Below are 22,330 nucleotides of genomic sequence, written 5' to 3' on the forward strand. Positions count from 1 at the left end.
GGCATTCATACTTGCACATGATTTATTTGCATCATATATCGGTACACTTTTAAGGAATACAAATATCCTATCCACCTAACATTTCACAAAATTTTCCTTACTGATGGTACAATTAAAGTTATGGAGGGACAATATGATGGTATATATGATGTTTTATTACGGAATACTGTTTCTTATACTTGGTATTGCAGTATTTCTGTTTATTATGGCTGGGGCACGAAAAATTAGGAATAAAAATCTTTCATTCGTATTGATCGGTTTAGGGATAAATATACTTGCAAGTCCAGTGGCACTTTTTATAGGGGGGATGGCAACAGATTCTCCATATAGTACTGCACTTGATTTTTGGAAAGGATTTTTCTTTATTCAAGGAATACCTCTTTTCTTACTACTTATAGCTTTCGTTTGGTGGTTTATTTGCCCGCCAAAAGTAACAGTTCAAACGAGTATTGAAAAAGAACTTGAACAAAATAGTAAAAGCACTCAGAAAAAAAGGACACGAGGTCGTCCAATTACTGCCTTACGTATTGTAATTCCAATTATTTTAGTAGTAGGCTGTTTGTCTTACATTTTGTATTTACAGGACATTACACTAGAAAAAAGTCATTCTCCAAATAATAAAAATACGATTAAAGTAGTGAAAATAGATTCAGACTCTTCTCATGGTTCCTCTCCCGTCAGAATTAAATACGGCTTATGGGAACATTTTGACATAAGTATTGCAAATGAGGGAGAACGTCTCGATTCCTCAAACGTTTTCGTAGATTGGAAAAATGATTATGAAGCAACGATAACACTGCGAGGCAAAGAATCCGTACCTGAAGTTGTGGAATTTAACATATCAAATAAATCGAATGGTCCTATTTTTAAGAAGGTACAAAAAGTGGTCAGTTCCTTTACCTTTCAAAAAAGTGAATCTCCAAATTTAATAAATATTATTGAGCTTAGAGAAACAATAAAATCAAAAGGACCAAGTCCCAGTTCAACTGTAAGAATCTATTATGGGAAAAGAGGTAGCATTTTAGAAAAATATAAAGAGGTCACTCTTAAGGAAATGTATACGACAGATAACTTTAATATCAATTGGAGAAACGATGAACAAGTACAGGTAGAAGTATTAGAGGAAAATGTAGTAACAGCTACCATCGTGATTGATTTGTCAAAATGAATTTATTTTTTACATGTTATAACTGTGTTCTATCCGGCACACGAGAGATACATAGCATTTATAAATGAATAGATTTACAGACATGATGAACCGCCCCTTTCTTTACAATACATTTACATTATCTTAACATTGTTTACATTATTTATATGATATATTTATATAGAATCTACTTAATAAATTTCATGTACATTGTTATCTTTATAATCTCTGATTTAATTGATAAGAGATTATGTTATATTTTCATACCAGGGGTGAATGAGGATGACTGAAACTTTAAAAACACTTATTATGCTTGATGCTACTTACGTTGTTATCGCAATTATGACGGTACTGGTATTTGTATACTTGGAATTAAAATCTCAGTAACGTATGCGGACTTCGCATTTAAATATAGTTAGAAGAAAGCGAGGAGAAAATTGTTTCTCCTCGCTTTTTTTATTTCAACAAATCCAATGTATGTAAAAGTAATCCTCTATCCCCTACTTCTCCATGACCAGGCACTACTAAATTTATATTTCCATATCGCTTCAGCACATTTTCAATCGATGTGGACCATTCATTTACATAAGCATCAGCAACGTTTCCTAAATCTTTGGCATCTGCAGATTTTACTAAACAACCTCCAGCTAAAATGTTATATTGCGGTAACCACACGACGATATTATCTCCTGTATGTCCTTTCCCTGGATAAAATGTTTCTACTTTCATATTTCCAAACTTCAAATTTGTAACGGTTTGTAAGTCTCCAAGTGGTTCTTCATATCCATTTTTCTTTGCTAGTGCTGCAGTTAGTGCTGTACTATGCGCTTTAATGCCTCTTTCTTTCAACGTTTTTATTCCACCAATTCGATCAGCGTGTGCATGTGTAATAATGACATCCGTTACGCGCTTCTTAAATTTCTTTTCTACCATCTCTATTAATTCCTTCGTTAACTTATCATCCCAAGAAGAATCAACAAGTACTAACCCCCTTGAAGTAGTAAGAATTAAACCGTTCGAAGGAACTGCTTCTCCGTTAAAATAACCTAACTCCGTATGAACCCATACATTTTTGTTTAACTGAGAAATCGAAATAGTTCCTGCCTCATTTTTCATTACTTTTTGCTCTACCGTTCGTTCTGCTTGTACAGAAGAAATTGTGCTAACAAATTGAGTTGTTCCTAGTAAACTAACACATACTCCTAATTTTAATAATATATTCTTTTTCATTTTCTCCACCCTTTCTTTCAAACGAAATAGTTATTACCTATAATAGACAATTCATCTTCAGTGTTTGTTCCATCTTTTCTTACTATTTTTCATACCATTAATTAAAGCGCACAAAATTTTGTACGCTTTTTAACTTCCCTTTTACCATTCACGTTTTTTATTAATCATCATTTTTTCTTCAAATGCCTTCTCCAAATCAATTTCTAACTTGTTTGCTAAATCACATATATTCCAAATGACATCAAACATTTCTAAACCGATTTCTCTTTTTGCATCTTGTATTTTATCGCGCTTTAATATAACTTCCGCTAATTCCCCTAATTCCGCCATTGTATACATTGTACGCTCTTCAATTGTTGTATCTTGAAATCCTTTTTCTTCACTGAAATTTGATACATATCTCTGGAATTCCACAATATTCATACTTAATCCCCCTTCATGATACATACTCCATTTTCTATTACACTTATATTTTGTTAAATTATAACATTCATACTATAATTGATTTATAGCCCTTTAACGGAGGTGTTCTCAATGACTCTCTTCGCTTCCCCATCATTATTCATACTAGCAATCATTTCATTTGCACTAGCTTATTTCATCGGAGTAAAACAATACACTTGGCTCTTATCAGGATTCAATGAACGCCGTGTACCAGAAAAAGATAAGTTATCAAAAATAGTTGGTCTTTATAATTTAACTGCTGGTGTTATTGCCACAATTGGTAGCGTCTTCCTTACTCCTAATGTAAAAATCTTATTTCCTATCATTATAATTGGACACTTTATAATCGCTGCTTATGTAAATACACGCATGGTGCAGTGAAAAAAGATCACCCAAATGGATGATCTTTTTATAATTTATCAACATATTGCTTCGCTTCTAGTAAAGAAAAACCAAAAGCTTCTCTTACTCTCTTAACTGCTGTAACTGTTTTTCCTTCTTCCATAAGCTGCCGCAACTCTTTATTAATTTCCGGTTCTCTATCTACAATTCCCATTTCTTTCGTAATTAGCTGTAACCTATCTTCCATTCGCTTTAAACGCGCATCCGTTTTCTTTTCAATTTTATTTAACTTTTCGACGATATAAATAAACCCAAAGATCGCTATCGGTATGATCATCCAAAATTCCATGACTATTCCTCCTCACTAGCTTTCATTTGTTTTATTTCACTAACTTATGTAAATTTTACCACGAAACACATTTAATGTATAATAGTAATATACAACACTGTTGATAAACCTTTTATTTCAGGGGGACACTTTATGAAAAGATTTTTTAAGACGTTACTACAATTTGTAGTTCTTTCAATTACACTACATGTATTATTTGATATCGTTGGCTGGCTTGTTTTCAAGGCACCAATTCAAAACAAACAAATCATTATTTCATTAATTACAGCCTCATGGCTTATGTACATGTACCGCGATAAATTTTTTAAAACATTCACTTCGAATTAACTAAAACACTTCATCTTTGATCGATGAAGTGTTTCTTTTTCTCTCATTCTCTCTATTTACTACTGTATAATAGAACTAACATTCTGTCTTTTTCGACGAAAGGAGTCACTATGAAATTAAAAAGTAACAATATATACGAGAAAATGAACCAATATTCCATTGTAGGTTTAAGTCTTGCTGTTATACACGACGGCAAGCTAAATGAAACAGCTGCTTTCGGAACACTTGAATCTGGAACAACTAGAACTGTTACTACAGATTCCATATTCAATTCTTGTTCTATTAGCAAATTTATCACCACAATTCTCGTACTAACATTATCCGATCAGAAAATCATACATTTAGATGAAGACGTAAATGATAGACTCACATCTTGGAACATCCCTACTAATCTATTTACTTCACAGAAAAAAGTCACATTGCGAAACTTGTTAAGTCACCAATCTGGAATCATTGACCCACCTAATAGTTTTGAACATTATACACTTGCACATGGGCAACCAAGCATGTCTAAACTCCTTGCCGGTAAAACACCATATTGCTCCGTACCTATAGAAGTAACTTATAAACCAGAAAGCGAATTTCACTACTCGGATGCAAACTTTTGTATAATCGAAATACTACTTGAAGATATAACTGGAAAGCCATTCAACCTTTTACTAGAAGAATATATATTTCAACCACTGCAAATGGAAAATAGTACAATCTTCTCTCCTGAAGACATAGATAAAACCGATGCTTTTGCTTGCGGACATAATAAAGATGGCACCGTTACAAATGAGAAGTATCCATTTTATCCATTCGCAGCTTCTTCAGGTATTTGGACAACACCAACTGACTTATCAGCTTTAGTTATTGAAATCATTCATTCCTTACAAGGAAAGGGTAAACTAAAACTTTCTCAAAAAACAGTACAAGATATGATTTCTCCTCAAGGTTGCTCAAAATGGACGGGACTAGGTGTTTTTCTGGATGATTCAAATGAAGACTTACAAATATATTCACTCGGATGGGGCGTGGGATTTCAATGTATGATGGTTTGTTATCCATACCGGGGTAATGGTGCTGTTATTATGACGAACACTGACTTAGGTGTTCATCAAATGGAAGGGATTATTGGTGAGATTTTAAAAACGTTATCCTTATAATGAAAAAGAAAGAAGCCGTTCCTTTCAGCTTCTTTCTTATATAACATTTTTCGCAACAATTTTTATATGTTCTGGTGCGATAATCTCCGTTATACTTTCTTGGAAATCTTCCTGCAACATTTCTTCAATATGTTCTAGCTGCACTTCAACATGTGTGCATTCTAAATTATGTATATTTAAAAGTGCATAATGATCTTTTTTCTTTATTACTAAATATTGATTTTCTTCTGTTACAAGTACAGAACCTAATCGTACTCCTAGTAGGCGTTGATCATCAAACTTCACAGCCATCCCCCTTACTTTATATGTAATAAAATAACATTTTATGTAATCTACTCTTTATAAACTATATCATAATTTATTAAAATATAAATATCATATTTCTTTTTACTAAAAACTCCCTATTCTTTTATATATTTCGATACAAAAAACTTTCTCAACACGAAATTAGAATTTTCAGTTTTTATCCTTATGAAAATCAATTATAATAAAGTCAATAAATGTTTGACCTCTCCTAATTCATGTACATATGGATGATCAGTAGTCGCTGCTACTGATCTATTTTTTTGATTTCAGAAAGTAAATACGCCGCATCCTTTCCTACACCACAAATAAGTGCAGAACCTCTTTGAGACTGCCATGGCAAGCCGATATAATATAATCCTCTTACTGGACTTATTCCTTTTACATGATTAAGCAATCCATTCTCATCCACTGCCTTTTCTATTTCAATCCAGTTATAGTTCTGAATAAAGCCTGTTGACCATATAATGCTTTCTGCACTATATGTTTCACCATTCTGAAACATAATGTTATTTTCTGATGCACTTACTACTTTTTCTTGTAGTTGTATTGATCCATTACGAATGAGTTCCTTACCTTCAAATCCAAAAATGGGATCCTTTCTCTTTTGAAACCATTCCCCCCTCTTTGTATTTACTTCGGCGTACAATAAACCCAATTTTTCTAACCAATTGAAAATACTTTTTCTAAAAAGATGTAACGGTAAATACGTTAAAGGATGACTAATAGACAGTGTAACTTCATGAGTTTTTGCCAGTTCTACTGCAATTTGCATTCCTGAATTCCCGCCACCTACTACGAGTACTTTCTCCTTAGGAATTTGTGATGGTGATTTATATTGTGATGAATGTATTTGAAAAACATGTGATGATAGATTTGCTGAAACTGAGGGAATAAACGGTTGCTGAAAACCACCTGTTGCGATAATAACTTTTTTCGTTTGTAAAATTTCTGTAGGGGTATGTAATTCGAATATATCTCTTTCTTTCTTTATTTTAAAAACTTTAGTTTGCAATTGGATCGGTAATTGAAAATGTCTTGCATATTCTTCTAAATACGTTGCAATTTCATCTTTATATGGAAATTCATTTTTTTCATCTATTAACGCCATACCTGGTAAACTACTGTAAGGCCGCGGAGTAAAAAGCTGTAAAGAATCATATCGATTTCTCCATGAATCACCAACTCGGTTTCCCGCCTCAAGTAATAAAAAATTATACCCTTCTTGTTTCAAGTAATATCCCATTGTTAATCCAGCTTGACCCGCTCCAATAATAATTAGATCTTTCATTCTAATCCCTCCTCTTCTTAAATATATGAATAATTGTTCATATATTCATACGTTTCCATAATCATAACATTTTATTTTTATATAATTCAATATGTACTCAAAATAAAAAGAGCAGTTTACCATCAAGTAAACTGCCCCTTCATTCTACCTTCCCAGTCTTTAGCGCTTGTGCCCAGTCATATCTTTCCTGTTGAACAGCTAATCCAGCAGCTTCTTCCCAATTATAAGGAACTGAAATTTGTTCAATTATCCATTCTCCCAAAACCTCTTCTATCACTACATATTTTGCATGCGGAGTTCCTGATTCCATTTTATGCATAACAGGTAACTCATCTTTGTATGCTGGAAGTCCTACACTCCCCGGATTTATAACGATTTTTTCGTTTGCTAAATATACAACTCTAGGAATGTGCGTATGACCGCATACTATTATTTTTTGCTCAATATTTTGGAGTTGATCCATTATATTTTTTTCATTCTTTAATATCGCACCATTTTCATTCATCTCTTCTAACAAATACACTTCATCTGAAATTGGCGTACCATGACAACATAACATATCTTCTATAATAAATTGTGACGGATGTTGTTGTAACCAATCTATATGATTTTTTGTTAATTGATTTTGGACAAAAGTTAGTGTAGCCGACTGCTCTTGTATAGGTTCCCAAAGCATGCGATCACAGTTTCCCTTAATATGTACCATCTCGTTCTTCATTAATATTTCAATGGTCCCTAAAGGATCTAACGGCCCATACACACTATCTCCTAAATTTATTATCATTTCGACCTTGCGACGTTCCAAATCTTTTAATACTGCTTGTAAAGCGTGACTATTTCCATGAACATCTGAAATGATTGCTATTTTCATCTAAATCCCCACTTTACTATATTATTTATAAACATCTGCCGCCAATTCTCTCAAAACATCCACATTCACTACTTCAAAGCATCCATTGTTTTTCTTTATAATCTCTTTATCACAAAAAATATTTAATGTACGTAATAGATGCCGATAACTCGTTCCTAACAATTCCGCTGTTTCCGTTAAATTCCCACTAAATACAATTCTATTTCCGTGCTGTACTGCCCGGTCTCCTGCTGCTAACATGTAACTCGCAAGTCTATTTTCAAGAGGATATAGTAAATTAATGGTACTATTTTTTGAAAGCCGATTTAACTTATGCGCTAACGATCCGCAAATACATCGTAAAAATTTCGCATCATGAAATAGTTGATTTCTCACTTTCCCTAAAGGCAAACCAACACAATATGAATCTGCCATCACTTGTACGTTTGAAGTTGTCTTTTGAGAATGAATTAACTCTACATCTCCTAACAGCTGCAAGCTATCATAAAAGCATAATAATACAGATTTCCCGTTACTTAATGTATTAAACGCTTTCGCTTTTCCTTCAACGAAGAAAAATAAATAATCTATCTCTTCATTTTCTCTACAAATAAACTCATTCTTCTTAAAAAATATAAGTTCCATATATGGTTTCATATCATTACTAAAAAATGAGTCAATATTATTTTGTTTCATATACTCTGCTAATTTAATAGAATTACATATTTTCTTCATAGTTCCCCCGCCTTTACAACTACTCCCCATTGTAATCAAAATTTTCTCCTTCCACTATGACATATGTCATAGTAATACACAATTTTAGCATGATACAGTCATTACAAATATGAAATACAAAGGGGATATTACATTGTATAACTTTCTTTCTGTCTTTATTGGTGTGCTCATCGCCGTTATGCTTCCATTGAATGGGATTTTATCTGAGTTAATTGGCAAGTATACAGCAAGTATCGTCATTCACCTTGTCGGTTTAATTGCAGTTATTTTCGTTTTAATCATAAACAAACATAAAATCCATTTTGATAAAAGCATTCCATTTTTTTTATATAGCGCTGGAGCGATTGGAGTATTCACTGTTCTTTTTAACAATATAAGCTTCTCCGTCCTTGGTGCCTCTATTACGATCGCATTAAGTTTACTCGGTCAATCCATTGCTTCCATCGTTATTGATCATTTCGGTTTATTAGGAATGAAAGTTGCAAAGTTTGAAAAGAAAAAACTAATTGGATTATGTTTCATCTCTTCTGGAATTATAATCATGACAATTTATTAATGGGGGCAAGAAAATGTTATATGTTACGATCGCTATTTTAGCTGGTGTTTCTATCGTCGTTGCTAGAATTATTAACGCAAATTTAGCAGCGAAAATTGGAAATTGGGAAGGCACGTTTTTTAATTATATTACTGGCTTATTTTTCTCTATGTTATTTTTAATTTTCAGTTCAGATTCAATGTATATTCCAATGCATACGTTACAATCCATACCTATCGCTGTATATTTAGGCGGATTAGTAGGCGTTATCGTTATTTCATTATCGAACTATATCACTCCTAAAATATCAGCATTTTATTTAACGTTACTCATCTTTATCGGACAGTTATTTGCAGGGACTATCATTGATTTCTTCCTGACAAATGAACTCTCAACTGGAAAGATTATCGGCGGTGTTTTCGTATTAATTGGGCTTACTTACAATTTACTCGTTGATCGCCCTCTTAAAACTGTTAAGAATAGCCACGTTCAACTATAATACTTTACGCTTACCTATCATATATTAATAGAAAAGCTCTTTATACGAAGTAATAGAGAGGAGAATATTCTATTAAGAAAATTATTTTACTGCTTTGTAGCACATTGATTATTTGTGGGATCATATGGTTTATAAACTCTGGAAAATCTATTCAAGATCTCTATACAGCAAATAAGCCCAAGAAAAAAGCTACTATTATTTCCACTCAAAGGGATCCAAATGAGCCCCCTGTCTTTTTAGGAAAACAGGAAATAAAAGATATACATGTCGAATCCATTAAAACAAAAAAGGATCTCTTCCTCACAAAAACAGATGAATTAAAAACGTTTATTAATAGTATGGATACCGCAAAAAAAGGAAAATTAATATTAGATGAAGAAGGATCAGATTTAATAGATTGTGATATGTGGATTACTTTCGGAGATGGAACTTATAAAAAATATTTCATTTGGGTAGTTGATCATCACAATAACGAAGTGATGATTGCTCAGCAAGATACTCCTGATGATGTAAACCTAACGTACTATCAACTAAATGAAGATAGTTCCAAAAAAGTTTATAACTTATTAAAAAAAATTATTTAAACGAAAAAGTCATGAGCACGTGAGCTCATGACTTTTTGCACTATACATATTCAGGAAACACTTTACAACCCTTTTCCTGTTCTATATCATGTCCAAAGAAAATAATTGGTTTCTCTTTTGTCACAACTTCTTTTAAACGTTTAATTGAAGATAAAGCTAATTCCGAATCAAATCCCGCAAACGGCACTTCATCTTCAAAATTCTCTTTCGTATAAGATGCATCAATCGTTAATAGTACAGGACCGTTTTTTTCCGTCTCAATTAATAATGACTGATGTCCTGGAGAATGTCCTGGTGTATACAATAACCGAACACCAGGTACCACTTCATAATCACCTTCAATAATTTTGCAGTTTAAATTTGGCAGATATGCTATTGTTTTTCCACTGTAATATTTCCGTTATGTGTATTTAATTTAATTACATTTTCTCCTTTTCCAATAACGGTATTTCCATTATATTTATCAAGGATATTCGCTCTACCATTATCAACAGCAACATTAAATTGAACATTAGTTGGTTCTTTTTCAGTTTCAATATTAATTTTTCCATTGTGAGTCGTAAAATTGAGATTTCGATCCAGTTCATTCGTTTTCAGAGTAAGACTTCCATTTTTAGTTTGCCCCTCTATTTCACCTTCAACATGGTCTAGCATTATTCGTCCGTTGTTCGATTTCACATGAATATTTTGTGCCAATACATCTTTGAAATCCATAATTCCATTGTTTGTTTCCGCGATAATTTTTGGCGAATTGATTTCTCTTAATTCAACACGTCCATTGCTTGTATTGATATTAAAATTTGTTGCGTTTAGTTTTTTAGCAGAAACATAGCCATTATTATTGGAAACTTTTAATAATTCATATTGTTTTTCAGGTAGATACACATTTAATGTTAATGGCGCCAACACTTCAGAAATATTAAAGTTGAACCAACTCTGTTGTTTTTCTTTATAAGAAATAAGAAGCGTTGAATCTTTCTCATCCGTAGCTAATGTTCTTTTTACGTTTGGATTAACCTCACCATCTAATTTTACTTTCACGTTACTACCTGTTGTAGGGTTGATGTTAACACGAACATTATTCGTATCGATAATGACGCTTGACACATTATTATTAATGACCTTTTCTTCTGAAATTGGTACCCCAGCAATTGAACGATAAGTGAATAAACTTCCAATAATACCAATAATGAAAATAATACCTGCAATGATTGAGAAACGCTTCTTATTTATCATGCTTCAAACCACCTTTTACTAGTGCTATATTGAACTTTAAATAACGAACAAATCCTTTCGTTGCTAACTTCGTTAAAAATAACATAGCAATAACAATGAAATATCCAAGTCCACAAAGTGCTAAAGAAACGAAAAGATTAAATAACAAGAATGTATTTGGATGTATAATCGTATCAACTAAAACAAGTAATGGTGCACCTAAAAATGAGATACCTATAACCCAACCTGAAAAAATCAATGCCGCTAATGTAATTGCAGGTGCAAGTACGATTAACAAATTGAAAAAACCTAATCCAATTACTGCCCAAATTGCACGAAAAACATTTCCTGTTGTTGCACTTGTTGTTACTTTCTCAATATGATAATCTGCTAATAACTCTTTGGCGATTTGAGCTGGAGAACCTAATGAAGCTACAATTTCTTCTTCACTTTTCCCTTCCTCTAATCCGAAAGTAAAATGTTCTTCATAATCTTTTAAAATATCTGCACGCTCTTTTTCAGATAATCTTTTTAGAGATGCATTTAATTGTTGTAAAAATTCATTTTTCGTCATTACTTACACCTTCTTTTATTAATTGATTGACACCTTGTGAGAACTCATTCCATTCCCTCAAAAGTTGGTACAAATACGTTCTACCTTTATCCGTCAGCGTATAATACTTCCTTGAAGGACCTTCTGAAGACTCCTGTAAATACGTTGTAAAATATTCTTCTTTAGTTAATCTACGCAGTAGAGGATAAACAGACCCTTCTGATATTTCAATTCGATTGGAAATACTTCGAACTAATTCATACCCATAACGGTCTTGCTTATCAAGTAAGACAAGAACACAAAGTTCTAAAACTCCTTTTTTAAATTGTACATTCAATATTCATTCACCCTATTCTAATTGATGTTCACTACTATTTATTATTCAGTACTGTTTTATAATAAGTAACCACAAGTATAATATAACACTTGGTATTGTTCATTGCAAGGTACACTGGAAAAATAAGTATAACTTTCATCCAACGCCTATAAAATCAAAACGATGGCGGATCCTCTCCAGTTACACGGTACTACATGATGCTGAAACAGGCCTTTTACAAAATAGAAGGGACTTAACTTTTTTACATAATGACACTCCACCTACTATAATAAAAATAAAAGAGTAAATGACTCTTACTTTAATGGAGGGAATACAAATGAAAGCAATTGGTTTACATGAATACTTACCTATTGAAGAAGAAAACAGTTTAATTGATATGGAAGTTGAAAAACCTGTTGCTACAGGAAGAGATATACTCGTTAAAATTAACGCTATTTCCGTTAATCCAGTTGATACAAAAGTTCGCTCTCCGAAAGATAAAAAAGAAGAAGTAGCGAAAATACTTGGCTGGGATGCGAGTGGTGTTGTTGTACAAACTGGCGAAAGTTGTACGTTATTTAAAGAAGGCGACGAAGTGTTTTACGCTGGAAGTATTACGAGACAAGGTACCTATAGTGAATACCACCTAGTTGATGAAAGAATTGTTGGTAAAAAACCAAGAACGTTAAGTGATGCTGAATCTGCAGCACTTCCGTTAACAGCTATTACAGCTTGGGAAGGTTTATTCGAACGTTTAGGTATTGATTATAATAAGAAAGATACGAACTCCTTTAAAAACATTTTAATTATAGGCGGTGCTGGTGGTGTAGGTTCAATTGCCATTCAACTTGCGAAATGGGCCGGACTAAATGTTATCACAACTGCATCCCGCAATGAAACGATACACTGGGTTGAAAAATTCGGTGCCGATTATATCATTAACCATCACCAACCTTTACAAGAACAAATATTAGAGTTTGGGCTAAAAGATGTAGATTATATTTTCTGCCTAAACAATACAGATCAACATTGGCAAGCAATATGTGACCTCATTAAACCACAAGGCAAAATTTGCTCTATCGTAGAAAATGAACACCCTCTTGAGATGGGCATTTTAAAAAGTAAAAGTGCTACACTCGTTTGGGAATTTATGTTTACAAAAGCGATGTATGAAACTGGAGACATGATTACGCAACACGAACTATTAAATAAAGTAAGCGAACTACTAGATGAAGGCATTTTAAAGACTACTTTAAATGAAACATTCACACCAATTAACGCTCAAAATGTAAAAAAAGCACATGCCCTGCTTGAAAGCGGAAGTACAATTGGGAAGATCGTTTTAGAAAAGTTTTAATAACAAAAAGTCCGATTTCCAAATAAGAAATCGGACTTTTTACTATCTTTATTTACTTGAAATCTCTTGATCATTTTGAACGTCTAACGGAGTTCGCTTCCCTATTCCGAAAGCATAGAAACTAATTGTAACGATAGCTAAGAAAATAATACCTACAACTAGTGAAATGCGCGTATCATCGTTAAACCACATTCCGATTAATACCATAATTAAAAAGGCAATTGTTAAATAGTTTGTAACAGGAGCAAACGGCATTTTGAACGGATGATCTTTCATCTCTGCTCCCTTTTCTTTTCTAAAATTAATTTGGCTAATTAAAATGACAAACCATGGTACCATACCAGGAAGTACACTCGCACTATATACATATACGAATAAGTTTTTTGGTGCAATATAACTTAGAACTACACCGACCGCTAAACCGATAATTACGCCAACTGTACCGAATAAAGGTACACCATTTCCAGAAAGTTTCGTGAAATATTTCGGTGCTTGTCCATTTACACCTAACGTATATAGCATACGACCAGCACTATAAATACCACTATTACAACCAGACATTGCTGCTGTGATAACAACGAAGTTAATAAGTCCCGCAGCTGCCGTAATACCAACTTTCGCAAAAGTTGCTACGAACGGACTTCCAATTGTACTTAATTGATCCCACGGATACACAGTTACAATAACGAAAATCGCACCGATGTAGAAAATTAAAATACGCCAAATTGTACTTTGAATCGCTCTTGTAAGTGTCTTCTTCGGATCCTTCGCTTCACCAGCAGTAATACCGATTAATTCTACACCTTGATACGCTCCTACTACAAGTGATAATGCAAAGAAGAATCCAGAAAAACCACCTGTAAAGAAACCACCATTTGACCAAAGATTCGATATGCCAATCGCTTCTCCACCGTTACCAATTCCAAAGAAAATAAGTCCAAATCCCGCAATAATCATTAATAGAATTGTAACGATTTTAATCATCGCAAACCAAAATTCAAATTCACCAAATGACTTAACAGAAATTAAGTTAGCTGCGCCAAGAATAACCATTGCGATTACACCTGGTATCCAAGCTGGTAAATCCGGGAACCAATATTGCATATACGCCCCCACCGCGATAATCTCTGACATCCCAACGATAACCCACTGGAACCAGTTACTCCACGCTGTCATGTAACCAGCTAACGGGTGAATATACTTATGACCGAACGTTGCAAATGATCCTGTACTTGGCTCCATATACAACATTTCTCCCATGGCACGCATGATGAAGAAGATAAAAATACCTGCAATTGCATACGCAAGCATAACTGACGGACCTGTCCATTTAATCGTGCTGGCTGAACCCATAAACAAACCAACACCAATTGTTCCGCCTAAAGCAATCATTTGAATATGACGTGCTTCTAAACCTCTTTTCAATTCTTTGTTTGCCACTTCACTTCCCCCTCTTAGATGATTCATAGCCGCATTTTAAAACAAGATGCTTTCCCCTAATTCCTTTCGGCCCTGAAAATGATGAAGCAAACGTCATTTTACACTAGCTTTAAAGCTATCCTAAAATCGTTTTTCTGCTTCTTATAAAATTTTCAAAACCTTTCATCTTCCAACATTCTATAAATCTTAAAATTACTTACCTTATATTAATTCATTAATCTGAAAAATTCAATTATTTTTTCAATAAATTAATATGCATGATTACGTTTAAATTTTAACTGAATTAACAATAAAATACATCTATTCAATATGATTCCGGTATGTATATTATTACAATATAAATAACCGAGGAGAGCATTTTTCCCTCGGTTTCACATCTCATGTACTTCAATTGTTATAGTTGATAACGTAATTTCCCACGCGTCCAATTCATATACCAACCAGAAATTTAATATATTAATAAACTACTAACTTTTTTAATCTAATTTTGAGGCAGGAATCTTACTGCCTCAAAACAGCGGGATAAAATATAAAAGAGTCTCATTTTTAATGAGACCCTTTTACCATTACATATTTAAATCGTTTTTGAAGTTTGTTTACCTAGAATAAATACTTTAGTAAACACCATCATGATAACTACTATAGCCAGAAAATAAAGTGGCATCACCAGTAACGAGCCCGTATGCAGCTGACTCATTCCCCAAATTGTCATCGTTACAATTACATAGTACCCTAAGCTAAACAATGCACCTGCTGTACCAATAACATCTTGAAAATCTACTAATGCTAAACTTAAACAGTTAGGTAGCGCTACTCCGATTCCTAATAGCAATATAAACATCGCTACTAAAAATACAACCATATATATTGCATTCGGATTTGGTCCAACAAACGTAATAACAGATAAAAGGATAGCTCCTCCTGTCATTACGAGACAACCGATATATATAATTTTCTCTGGTTTATACGTGGCAAGCAATCGTTTTGAAACTTTCGCTCCAATAATAGAAGCAGAAGCAACAACAATCCCTAAAAATCCATACATACTAGGCGATAATTGAAAGTATTCAATAAAGATAAACGGTGCTTCTGCATAATAGCTAAATAAAACACCATTTGCTCCCCCAATTAATAGCCCATACGTTACTACTTTCGGATTTGTAATTAACTTCTTTAAGACTGCAAACACATTTATTTTATTCGTTACCGAGTCCGTTTTTGTTTCTGGAAGAGAAACAAACGTATACAGAAAGATACCGACACTCATAACTACTAAACTTAAAAATACGATTTTAAATCCAAACATTTGATCAAGAAAGCCACCAATTAACGGTCCTATCGCTGGTGTAAAAGCAATAACTGCCGAAATTTGAGCAAACATAACGTGGCGCTTATGCCCCTCTACACTTTCACGTAGAATCGTTTGTGTCACAACTGATCCTGCACTTGCTCCAAACGCTTGAATAAAACGACTTACTAATAAAACTTCAATGGAATTTGCAATAAAGCATAAGAAACTCCCAACGCCATATACGACAATTCCAAATAACATTGCTGGGCGACGACCAATTATATCTGATAGCCATCCAATAAAAAATACACCTAAAGCAAATCCAGCAAAATACACACTAAGCGTTAACTGTACCTCATTATTACTTACATGTAACGCCTTTGAAATGTCCGGTAAAGACGGTGTGTAGATCGTTTCACTAATTTGCGGAAATGCGACAAGAATAATCATTAACAAAAGTGATGGTACTGAGACTTTTTTCATTTTTCATACCCTCCTATAACTTTGAAAATCTCAGAAATAAAAAGACTTTCCTTAGCTACGGAACAGGAGGGGCCATGATAGAAATTCGCTCATAAAACAACAAAGAAAACACCTCAATTACGTATGTTAATACTTATAGGAGGGTAATATTAACATTGATTTTTTAAATACACTTTTTCAATTATATTACATATTGCGTTTCTTTTTCTATTATTCGGCCTTGGCAGATTTATTAAAGAGATACCTTGAATCAACAACCTTTTTATGGAATAATTAGAAATAGTTTGAATCAATAGATTTAATTATTAAACGATAGACTAGCATATTTCTAATTTCGCCAAGCTTACAAACAGGAGGACTTTCGTAATGATTGAAATTTTAAGGACACTATTAAACTTCCTAATTTCTCTATTCTCAGGAGAATTACCAATTGTATATTATGTATGGATTATCGCTTTATTTGTCATTCAAATAATCCAGGCTACTCTCAGCTATAAGCTCTTTAAAAAGAAAGACAATTTCAGCACTTATATATCGGAAGGATTACTCGCTTTTATTATTTTATTGTTTGGAGGAATATTAGTATCTAAGTTACTTGCCTACATAATAGACGATCCTACTATTAGTATGACGAATGTAACACATTATTTTGTTTCTCTTATCATATTAACTATATTTATCGTAATAACCTGTGTTAAAGACTTTATAGAGACATCTATAAAGAATAAAAATATATTACTTTTTAGCTTGTTAGTAATTTCCTTACTAACAAGTATACTTTCATTCAAGTTTTTATCACCTTTAATTGAAGGTTCTTTTTCTCTTTCTAAATCTTTTATAACTACTTTAATCATTCTTGTAACTATATCAATCCCTCTATTAATTTCCTTAGAGGATAAGTATGCAGATGAAAAAGAAACGGAAAATGTATAGTTTCTCATTTATATAAAAGAAAGAGGGAGCTCCCCTCTTTCTTTTATATCATCCCTTTTAATATCAATCCTAAAACTGACATTATTATCGTACTAATAATAATTCGCAAAATCCAAGTTGTGTTTGTACTTATTTTTTCTAATTGCTTATTAATTGTTGCTATGTCTTTCTCATTAATAGTAGTACGCGTTTCTAAAGCACGAATGTCTCTCATAATTTCTTTTTGGTCGGCCTTGAGACTGTCAATTTTAGCATAAACATCTTCCATGTATTCACACCCTCTGTTCATCTTAATAGAAAAATCTATATATATTATGAGACAACCCTCTTACCGGTGAATACATTCCGTATATGTGCGCACCAAATTATTTGTACAATCTAATTATGTTTCCATTCTTCTATATTTAAATTAGCGTTAGGATAAATTAAATATAGAAAAGGAATCCCTTGTTTATGTAACAGCAAACAAGGTGCTCTCCAGCATATGAGAGCACCTAAGATAATTTCTATTGTTTTCATCACCATTTTCATGTTTACTAACTCAATATAATCAGTATGATTTTATGAAGAGTCTACTTTGTTAGCTGCTTAATGTATACTAATAGTAATACGAAATAGTTCCATTGATAAACTCTCTAGAACAATAAATATACTGGCGGAAACAGACCTATACCCAATATTTTTTCCAGTAACATGAATGGTTATTTCTGATAGATGTGTTTGTATATCATTGTTTTCAAAAATTCCATCCTCAACCTTTACAATATCTGCTTCACAATCTACTTCTTTAAAAGTTTTCAGTAATTTTGTTTTTAATAAACTACAGTCAAAGTTTTTATCTTTTATTACAGCAAATTTAACCTTCATATCGATTTCCCCATTTTTAACAAACTAAAATCATTAAATCTATATAAATATATATTATTCTATTAAACGATTCAAAATATATGTTTCTTATAAACCATTACTAAATTCCAGTTCTAAGGCTTTATATAAAAAAGAAAACAAAAAAAGTGAAATTCTAATCATTAAGAGGGGTATCTATCCCCCACTAATTGTTTAGTTGAACTAACCAGACATTTACAAGATTAAAAAATTACTCTTTCAATCGCTAAACTAATTAATATATAATCCCCCTGTTTTCAGTGGCTCAAATTTTTTCATTTTTAATTCATGGATTCTGAGAACTTTTTGCTTTAATATTAATTAGTCGCTTCTTAAATTCTGTAATATTGGAAATAACTATATAGTGAAACAAATTAACTATTAGGAGTGCTATTGATGTTTGATATACTTCGTCTCTTAATTTTTTTTCTCATTGCTATCTTTTTATTTTTCTCCATAATAATGGAATTTAAAAAACCTCAAAAAAGTGTATTTTGGTTTTCGATTGAAGTCTTATCTCTTCTAGGAATTGTAATGCTTTTTAAAGATTTTTTATCAAAAATATAACTTAACCCACGAATAATCACGTGTTTCAAATACGATATCTTTATCTGTTGAACGACCTTATCTCTCGTTAAAAAATCTTGTTTTCACCCTATTTCTTAACAAGGGCTCTAGCCTTAAGTTGTCTTTTCTTTATAAAAAATAGCCTGCCTATTTCTGTAGGCGGGCTATATCTTTATTACACCATACAAAAAGTATACTCTCTTCTCCACTCGAACTTTATGTAATAATACAGATTCCAAATAATGATAAAAGCAACAAACTTTCTTATAACATCCTCATTCTAGTAAGAAAGTAGCTAAAGCTGTCCTATCTTTAGAAAGGGATGATGCTAATATTGTTAATAGCACAAAAAAGCACCGTCACAAATGACGGTGCTTTTTCTATGTAAGAGCTACTAGAAGATACCCTTCTAGTCTACTCCCATTTATAAGTCCAAAATTGTTCCAGTTGCAGCCATTTTAATGTTGCTGCATCTTTGTTTTTGATTTTTACATGCGTTTCTTCAAGCATCGCTTCTGTTTGCGAACGGTGCGCACCTAGTGCAGCTAATTTATGCTCGAATACTTCACTAATATTATTTACAACATCCGGCTCACCTAGTACAGCTTCGCGATTTTTCGTAATCGCAACCGCATGAATAACTGGACGTTCTTCTTTTGACATACGTGATACGGCGCGAACGACAGCGCGGCCAAATGCATCATGATCTGGATGTACGCCGTGCTCTGGATAAAATGTAATAATTCGAGATGGATTTACTTCTTGAATGATCGCTTCAATTTTATCTGCTACGAAATCAACATCTTCAAATTCTAACGTTTTATCATGGAAACCAAGCATTCTTAAGTCTTGAATCCCCATCGCTTCACATGCATCTTTCAATTCTTTTTTACGGATATTTGGAATCGTTTCACGGTTAGCAAATACGTTCTTACCCATGTTACGTCCCATTTGTCCTAGCGTACCGCACGCATACGTTACAGGTACTCCTTGATCTGTTAATAAGCGAATTGTTCCTCCCGCCGCAAATGCTTCATCATCTGGATGCGGAAATACAACAAGTACATGTCTCTCCATAAGTTTCCCTCCTTCTTACTTAAATGGCGTTAAGCTTAACTCAAGCGCTACTGCTAAGCGGCCTTGGTTATCGTGCCCTGCAAGTAATAAACGCTCTTTATCGTCTACTTCCCAGTGCGTAATACCTTCTGCATATACCCAGCCGTGATCCATCTTTAAACCAACTCGGTATGGGTTTGTTCCAGTTATTTTCCCGCGCTCAAAGCGAATCATTGCATTTCGAATGAATGCTCCAACTGTCATCATCTTTTCATTAAAGTGTGACGCGTACGCTCCGTTCGTCGTTTCTAAATGAATATATACATCTTTATTTACAAAACGTTCAATTTCATTTTGAATAAGAGAACTATCTTTTACTATTTCCATCGGAATTCACCTCTTTAAACCATTTTACGCAAAAATAATGTAAATTGCTATCTCTATATTAGAGGACAACGCCCACTTTTCCTAATAATTTGCACTGTGTTTCTTCATTTTTTTATATCATATTTGACACTCCCACGGCTAAAGCCGCAAGCTGACTAACGTCAATGGGATTCTTGCTACCAAAGGCGACGTCTATTTCTAGTATCGCTGACGTGCAAGATTGCGGTGTGCCATCACCACTCCGTATCCAGTGCATCTAGCAGATACGGCACTCGTTCTATTACCAAACGAGTCAGATTGTGAGTTCTCAAATGTGTTTTAGCGTCTTGTACTTGACGACTCAATACATTTTACGGAGTAGAAGAATTTGTTATTCCAACCTCATATGTATTCTGTTTTCAGAGAACAAGATTGTTTTAGAGACTTTTACTTGTCTGTTATGAAAATTATACCATTTCAAATACTTGATGTACAGAACATACTTTCGATATTGTATCTGTACATCGCATTTGACCTCACTATCATCCACCCCTAAAGGGGGTACTATCGCACCGTAGTGGGCTTTCCTATTCGGAAAATCTGTAAAATCATCATTTTTTCCTTCACTTTGTTAAATAGTTTTCTTTCTTTTTTGAATTTGCTACAATATATTTTATCCCGTATGAATACAGCGAGATACATTTTGACAATTAAATACATACTTTAAAGAAGGTGACATGATTGGAACAATCAGCACATGAAGTAGCAAATTGGCAATATTATTTTGCAATTGCCGTATTTTTAGTCACGTACGGATTTATTATTTCTGAGAAATTGAATCGTGCTGTAATTGCACTATTCGGTGCTGCTATTATGATTATTTTTGGAATTGTAGATTTACATACCGCTTTCACATCACATATTCAATGGGAAACAATCACCCTTTTAATTGGGATGATGATTCTCGTACATATTACGAGTCAATCAGGCGTCTTTGAATTTGTGGCCATTAAAGCAGCGAAGGCAGCTGGCGGAAAACCAATCCGCATTTTATTATTGCTATCCCTATTAACTGCTGTCGGATCTGCATTTTTGGACAATGTAACGACTGTCTTATTAATCGTACCTGTTACACTATCTATTACACGTATTTTAAAAGTAAATCCTGTTCCTTATTTGATTTCAGAAGTATTATTTTCAAATATAGGCGGAACAGCAACATTAATCGGTGACCCACCTAATATTATGATTGGATCAGCAAATAAGCATTTAGACTTTAATGCCTTTTTACTTAACTTAGCTCCTATCGTAATTATTATTTCTATCGTGACACTTGGCATTATTTACTTTATGTATCGCAATAAACTAAAAACAACAACTGAGCAAATCGAAAAACTTATGGTATTAAACGAAAAAGATTATATTAAAGATCAAAGCCTCCTTTTAAAATCGATCACGATTTTGGGACTAACTATTTTAGGGTTTATCCTTCATTCTGTTATTCATGTAGACGCTGCGGTTGTCGCGATGACAGGCGCTACACTTCTTATGCTAATTGGAGTAAAAGAACACGATATTGAAGATGTATTTGCCCACGTTGAATGGGTAACTATTTTCTTCTTCGCTGGACTATTTGTTCTCGTTGGCGGGTTAATTGATATCGGACTTATTTCTTCACTCGCAAAAGAAGTACTCGACGTAACGAATGGTGATATCGGTTTTGCCGCTATACTTATTTTATGGGTATCAGGGATCGCATCTGCGACAATTGACAATATCCCATTTGTCGCAACGATGATCCCACTTATTCAAGATTTAGCTACAGGGCTCGGACTATCTGTCGATTCTCCGCAAATCGAAGTACTATGGTGGGCATTATCACTTGGAGCTTGCTTAGGAGGAAACGGAACGTTAATCGGAGCATCAGCAAACGTAGTCGTTGCTGGTATCGCTAAACGTGAAGGACATGCTTTCTCTTATATGGACTTCTTAAAAATTGGTTTGCCGTTAACAATCATTGCATTACTATTATCACATGCTTATATATATTTACGTTATTTAATGTAAAAGTTGTATTGCATGAA

At 33.4% G+C, this 22,330-nt stretch carries 26 protein-coding genes and 1 pseudogene; 10 read left to right on the forward strand and 17 right to left on the reverse strand.

Translation table 11 applies throughout. The features are described from left to right. Nucleotides 1-136: 136 nt before the first annotated feature. Nucleotides 137-1,168: a hypothetical protein gene (locus PSR14_RS17585; protein WP_073541373.1), complete on the forward strand. Its 1,032-nt coding sequence runs from the start codon at nt 137-139 to the stop codon at nt 1,166-1,168. Between the two features lie 435 nt (nt 1,169-1,603). On the opposite strand, the gene bla2 is transcribed toward PSR14_RS17585, so the two are convergent. Both bla2 and PSR14_RS17595 read right to left on the reverse strand, forming a co-directional pair. Beyond that, nucleotides 1,604-2,377: a BcII family subclass B1 metallo-beta-lactamase gene (bla2, locus tag PSR14_RS17590; RefSeq protein ID WP_098487394.1), complete on the reverse strand. Its 774-nt coding sequence runs from the start codon at nt 2,375-2,377 to the stop codon at nt 1,604-1,606. 141 nt (nt 2,378-2,518) lie between these two features. After that, complete coding sequence (locus PSR14_RS17595) at nt 2,519-2,800, reverse strand: MazG nucleotide pyrophosphohydrolase domain-containing protein (RefSeq protein ID WP_001028126.1); 282 nt, start codon at nt 2,798-2,800, stop codon at nt 2,519-2,521. A 111-nt stretch (nt 2,801-2,911) separates the two neighbouring features. On the opposite strand from PSR14_RS17595, the gene PSR14_RS17600 reads away from it, so the two are divergent. Then, the gene (locus PSR14_RS17600) at nt 2,912-3,202 is read left to right on the forward strand and encodes a DUF3784 domain-containing protein (protein WP_000171761.1); all 291 of its coding nucleotides are present in this window, start codon (nt 2,912-2,914) and stop codon (nt 3,200-3,202) included. Between the two features lie 28 nt (nt 3,203-3,230). On the opposite strand, the gene PSR14_RS17605 is transcribed toward PSR14_RS17600, so the two are convergent. After that, entirely contained in the window at nt 3,231-3,512 is a 282-nt protein-coding gene (locus PSR14_RS17605) for a hypothetical protein (RefSeq protein WP_000397700.1), read from the reverse strand. 132 nt (nt 3,513-3,644) lie between these two features. Here PSR14_RS17605 and PSR14_RS17610 point away from each other — a divergent pair, with 132 nt between their 5' ends. Both PSR14_RS17610 and PSR14_RS17615 read left to right on the forward strand, forming a co-directional pair. After that, nucleotides 3,645-3,839, forward strand: a complete 195-nt coding sequence (locus PSR14_RS17610; protein ID WP_061131050.1) for a hypothetical protein — start codon at nt 3,645-3,647, stop codon at nt 3,837-3,839. Between the two features lie 110 nt (nt 3,840-3,949). After that, nucleotides 3,950-4,987 (forward strand): serine hydrolase, encoded by a 1,038-nt coding sequence (locus PSR14_RS17615; RefSeq protein WP_073541278.1) that lies wholly within the window; start codon nt 3,950-3,952, stop codon nt 4,985-4,987. A gap of 36 nt (nt 4,988-5,023) precedes the next feature. On the opposite strand, the gene PSR14_RS17620 is transcribed toward PSR14_RS17615, so the two are convergent. From PSR14_RS17620 to yeiL, 4 genes are all read right to left on the reverse strand, one after another. After that, nucleotides 5,024-5,272, reverse strand: coding sequence for a hypothetical protein (locus PSR14_RS17620; RefSeq protein WP_000666946.1), 249 nt, complete (start codon nt 5,270-5,272; stop codon nt 5,024-5,026). A gap of 265 nt (nt 5,273-5,537) precedes the next feature. Next, nucleotides 5,538-6,581 (reverse strand): NAD(P)/FAD-dependent oxidoreductase, encoded by a 1,044-nt coding sequence (locus PSR14_RS17625; protein ID WP_098487396.1) that lies wholly within the window; start codon nt 6,579-6,581, stop codon nt 5,538-5,540. Between the two features lie 139 nt (nt 6,582-6,720). Further along, complete coding sequence (locus tag PSR14_RS17630) at nt 6,721-7,452, reverse strand: metallophosphoesterase (RefSeq protein ID WP_000684267.1); 732 nt, start codon at nt 7,450-7,452, stop codon at nt 6,721-6,723. A 21-nt stretch (nt 7,453-7,473) separates the two neighbouring features. After that, complete coding sequence (yeiL, locus tag PSR14_RS17635) at nt 7,474-8,166, reverse strand: transcriptional regulator YeiL (protein ID WP_406644038.1); 693 nt, start codon at nt 8,164-8,166, stop codon at nt 7,474-7,476. A gap of 109 nt (nt 8,167-8,275) precedes the next feature. On the opposite strand from yeiL, the gene PSR14_RS17640 reads away from it, so the two are divergent. The 3 genes from PSR14_RS17640 to PSR14_RS17650 all read left to right on the forward strand — a co-directional run bounded on the left by PSR14_RS17640 (nt 8,276) and on the right by PSR14_RS17650 (nt 9,784). Continuing rightward, nucleotides 8,276-8,722 (forward strand): DMT family transporter, encoded by a 447-nt coding sequence (locus PSR14_RS17640; RefSeq protein WP_001997926.1) that lies wholly within the window; start codon nt 8,276-8,278, stop codon nt 8,720-8,722. A gap of 13 nt (nt 8,723-8,735) precedes the next feature. Further along, a complete protein-coding gene (locus PSR14_RS17645) occupies nt 8,736-9,200 on the forward strand; it encodes a DMT family transporter (protein ID WP_073541280.1) in 465 nt (154 codons plus the stop codon). 89 nt (nt 9,201-9,289) lie between these two features. Next, entirely contained in the window at nt 9,290-9,784 is a 495-nt protein-coding gene (locus PSR14_RS17650) for a hypothetical protein (RefSeq protein WP_073541282.1), read from the forward strand. 40 nt (nt 9,785-9,824) lie between these two features. Here the strand turns inward: PSR14_RS17650 and PSR14_RS17655 are convergent. The 4 genes and pseudogenes from PSR14_RS17655 to PSR14_RS17670 form a co-directional block, all read right to left on the reverse strand. Continuing rightward, nucleotides 9,825-10,151: pseudogene (locus PSR14_RS17655) on the reverse strand (MBL fold metallo-hydrolase); the annotation flags it as partial. A gap of 5 nt (nt 10,152-10,156) precedes the next feature. Next, a complete protein-coding gene (locus PSR14_RS17660) occupies nt 10,157-11,020 on the reverse strand; it encodes a DUF4097 family beta strand repeat-containing protein (protein ID WP_073541284.1) in 864 nt (287 codons plus the stop codon). After that, a complete protein-coding gene (locus PSR14_RS17665) occupies nt 11,010-11,573 on the reverse strand; it encodes an HAAS signaling domain-containing protein (RefSeq protein ID WP_073541286.1) in 564 nt (187 codons plus the stop codon). The genes PSR14_RS17660 and PSR14_RS17665 overlap by 11 nt, the downstream gene beginning before the upstream one ends. Then, nucleotides 11,560-11,889 carry a PadR family transcriptional regulator gene (locus PSR14_RS17670; protein ID WP_001102641.1) on the reverse strand — a complete coding sequence of 110 codons (330 nt, stop codon included), beginning with the start codon at nt 11,887-11,889 and terminating at the stop codon, nt 11,560-11,562. The genes PSR14_RS17665 and PSR14_RS17670 overlap by 14 nt, the downstream gene beginning before the upstream one ends. 316 nt (nt 11,890-12,205) lie before the next feature. Here PSR14_RS17670 and PSR14_RS17675 point away from each other — a divergent pair, with 316 nt between their 5' ends. Then, the gene (locus PSR14_RS17675; protein WP_000643770.1) at nt 12,206-13,225 is read left to right on the forward strand and encodes a zinc-binding alcohol dehydrogenase family protein; all 1,020 of its coding nucleotides are present in this window, start codon (nt 12,206-12,208) and stop codon (nt 13,223-13,225) included. 48 nt (nt 13,226-13,273) lie between these two features. Here the strand turns inward: PSR14_RS17675 and PSR14_RS17680 are convergent, their stop codons facing one another. Beyond that, nucleotides 13,274-14,665 carry an amino acid permease gene (locus PSR14_RS17680; RefSeq protein ID WP_001284419.1) on the reverse strand — a complete coding sequence of 464 codons (1,392 nt, stop codon included), beginning with the start codon at nt 14,663-14,665 and terminating at the stop codon, nt 13,274-13,276. Nucleotides 14,666-15,239: 574 nt separating this feature from the next. Beyond that, the gene (locus PSR14_RS17685; protein WP_098487397.1) at nt 15,240-16,439 is read right to left on the reverse strand and encodes a multidrug effflux MFS transporter; all 1,200 of its coding nucleotides are present in this window, start codon (nt 16,437-16,439) and stop codon (nt 15,240-15,242) included. Nucleotides 16,440-16,805: 366 nt separating this feature from the next. Between PSR14_RS17685 and PSR14_RS17690 the strand changes: the two genes are divergently transcribed. Next, the gene (locus tag PSR14_RS17690) at nt 16,806-17,372 is read left to right on the forward strand and encodes a DUF5823 family protein (protein WP_098487398.1); all 567 of its coding nucleotides are present in this window, start codon (nt 16,806-16,808) and stop codon (nt 17,370-17,372) included. Between the two features lie 43 nt (nt 17,373-17,415). On the opposite strand, the gene PSR14_RS17695 is transcribed toward PSR14_RS17690, so the two are convergent. The 4 genes from PSR14_RS17695 to PSR14_RS17710 all read right to left on the reverse strand — a co-directional run bounded on the left by PSR14_RS17695 (nt 17,416) and on the right by PSR14_RS17710 (nt 20,267). Beyond that, nucleotides 17,416-17,640, reverse strand: coding sequence for a hemolysin XhlA family protein (locus tag PSR14_RS17695; RefSeq protein ID WP_000390460.1), 225 nt, complete (start codon nt 17,638-17,640; stop codon nt 17,416-17,418). 320 nt (nt 17,641-17,960) lie between these two features. Next, nucleotides 17,961-18,239 carry a hypothetical protein gene (locus PSR14_RS17700; RefSeq protein ID WP_098487399.1) on the reverse strand — a complete coding sequence of 93 codons (279 nt, stop codon included), beginning with the start codon at nt 18,237-18,239 and terminating at the stop codon, nt 17,961-17,963. A gap of 999 nt (nt 18,240-19,238) precedes the next feature. After that, entirely contained in the window at nt 19,239-19,901 is a 663-nt protein-coding gene (bshB2, locus tag PSR14_RS17705) for a bacillithiol biosynthesis deacetylase BshB2 (RefSeq protein ID WP_000439477.1), read from the reverse strand. A gap of 15 nt (nt 19,902-19,916) precedes the next feature. After that, nucleotides 19,917-20,267, reverse strand: a complete 351-nt coding sequence (locus PSR14_RS17710; protein ID WP_000407043.1) for a YojF family protein — start codon at nt 20,265-20,267, stop codon at nt 19,917-19,919. A 720-nt stretch (nt 20,268-20,987) separates the two neighbouring features. Here PSR14_RS17710 and PSR14_RS17715 point away from each other — a divergent pair. Continuing rightward, complete coding sequence (locus PSR14_RS17715) at nt 20,988-22,313, forward strand: ArsB/NhaD family transporter (protein WP_000438015.1); 1,326 nt, start codon at nt 20,988-20,990, stop codon at nt 22,311-22,313. Nucleotides 22,314-22,330 lie beyond the last annotated feature (17 nt).

Origin of the sequence: Bacillus sp. A01H (assembly GCF_045277205.1) — a bacterium.
Lineage (GTDB): Bacteria > Bacillota > Bacilli > Bacillales > Bacillaceae_G > Bacillus_A > Bacillus_A paranthracis.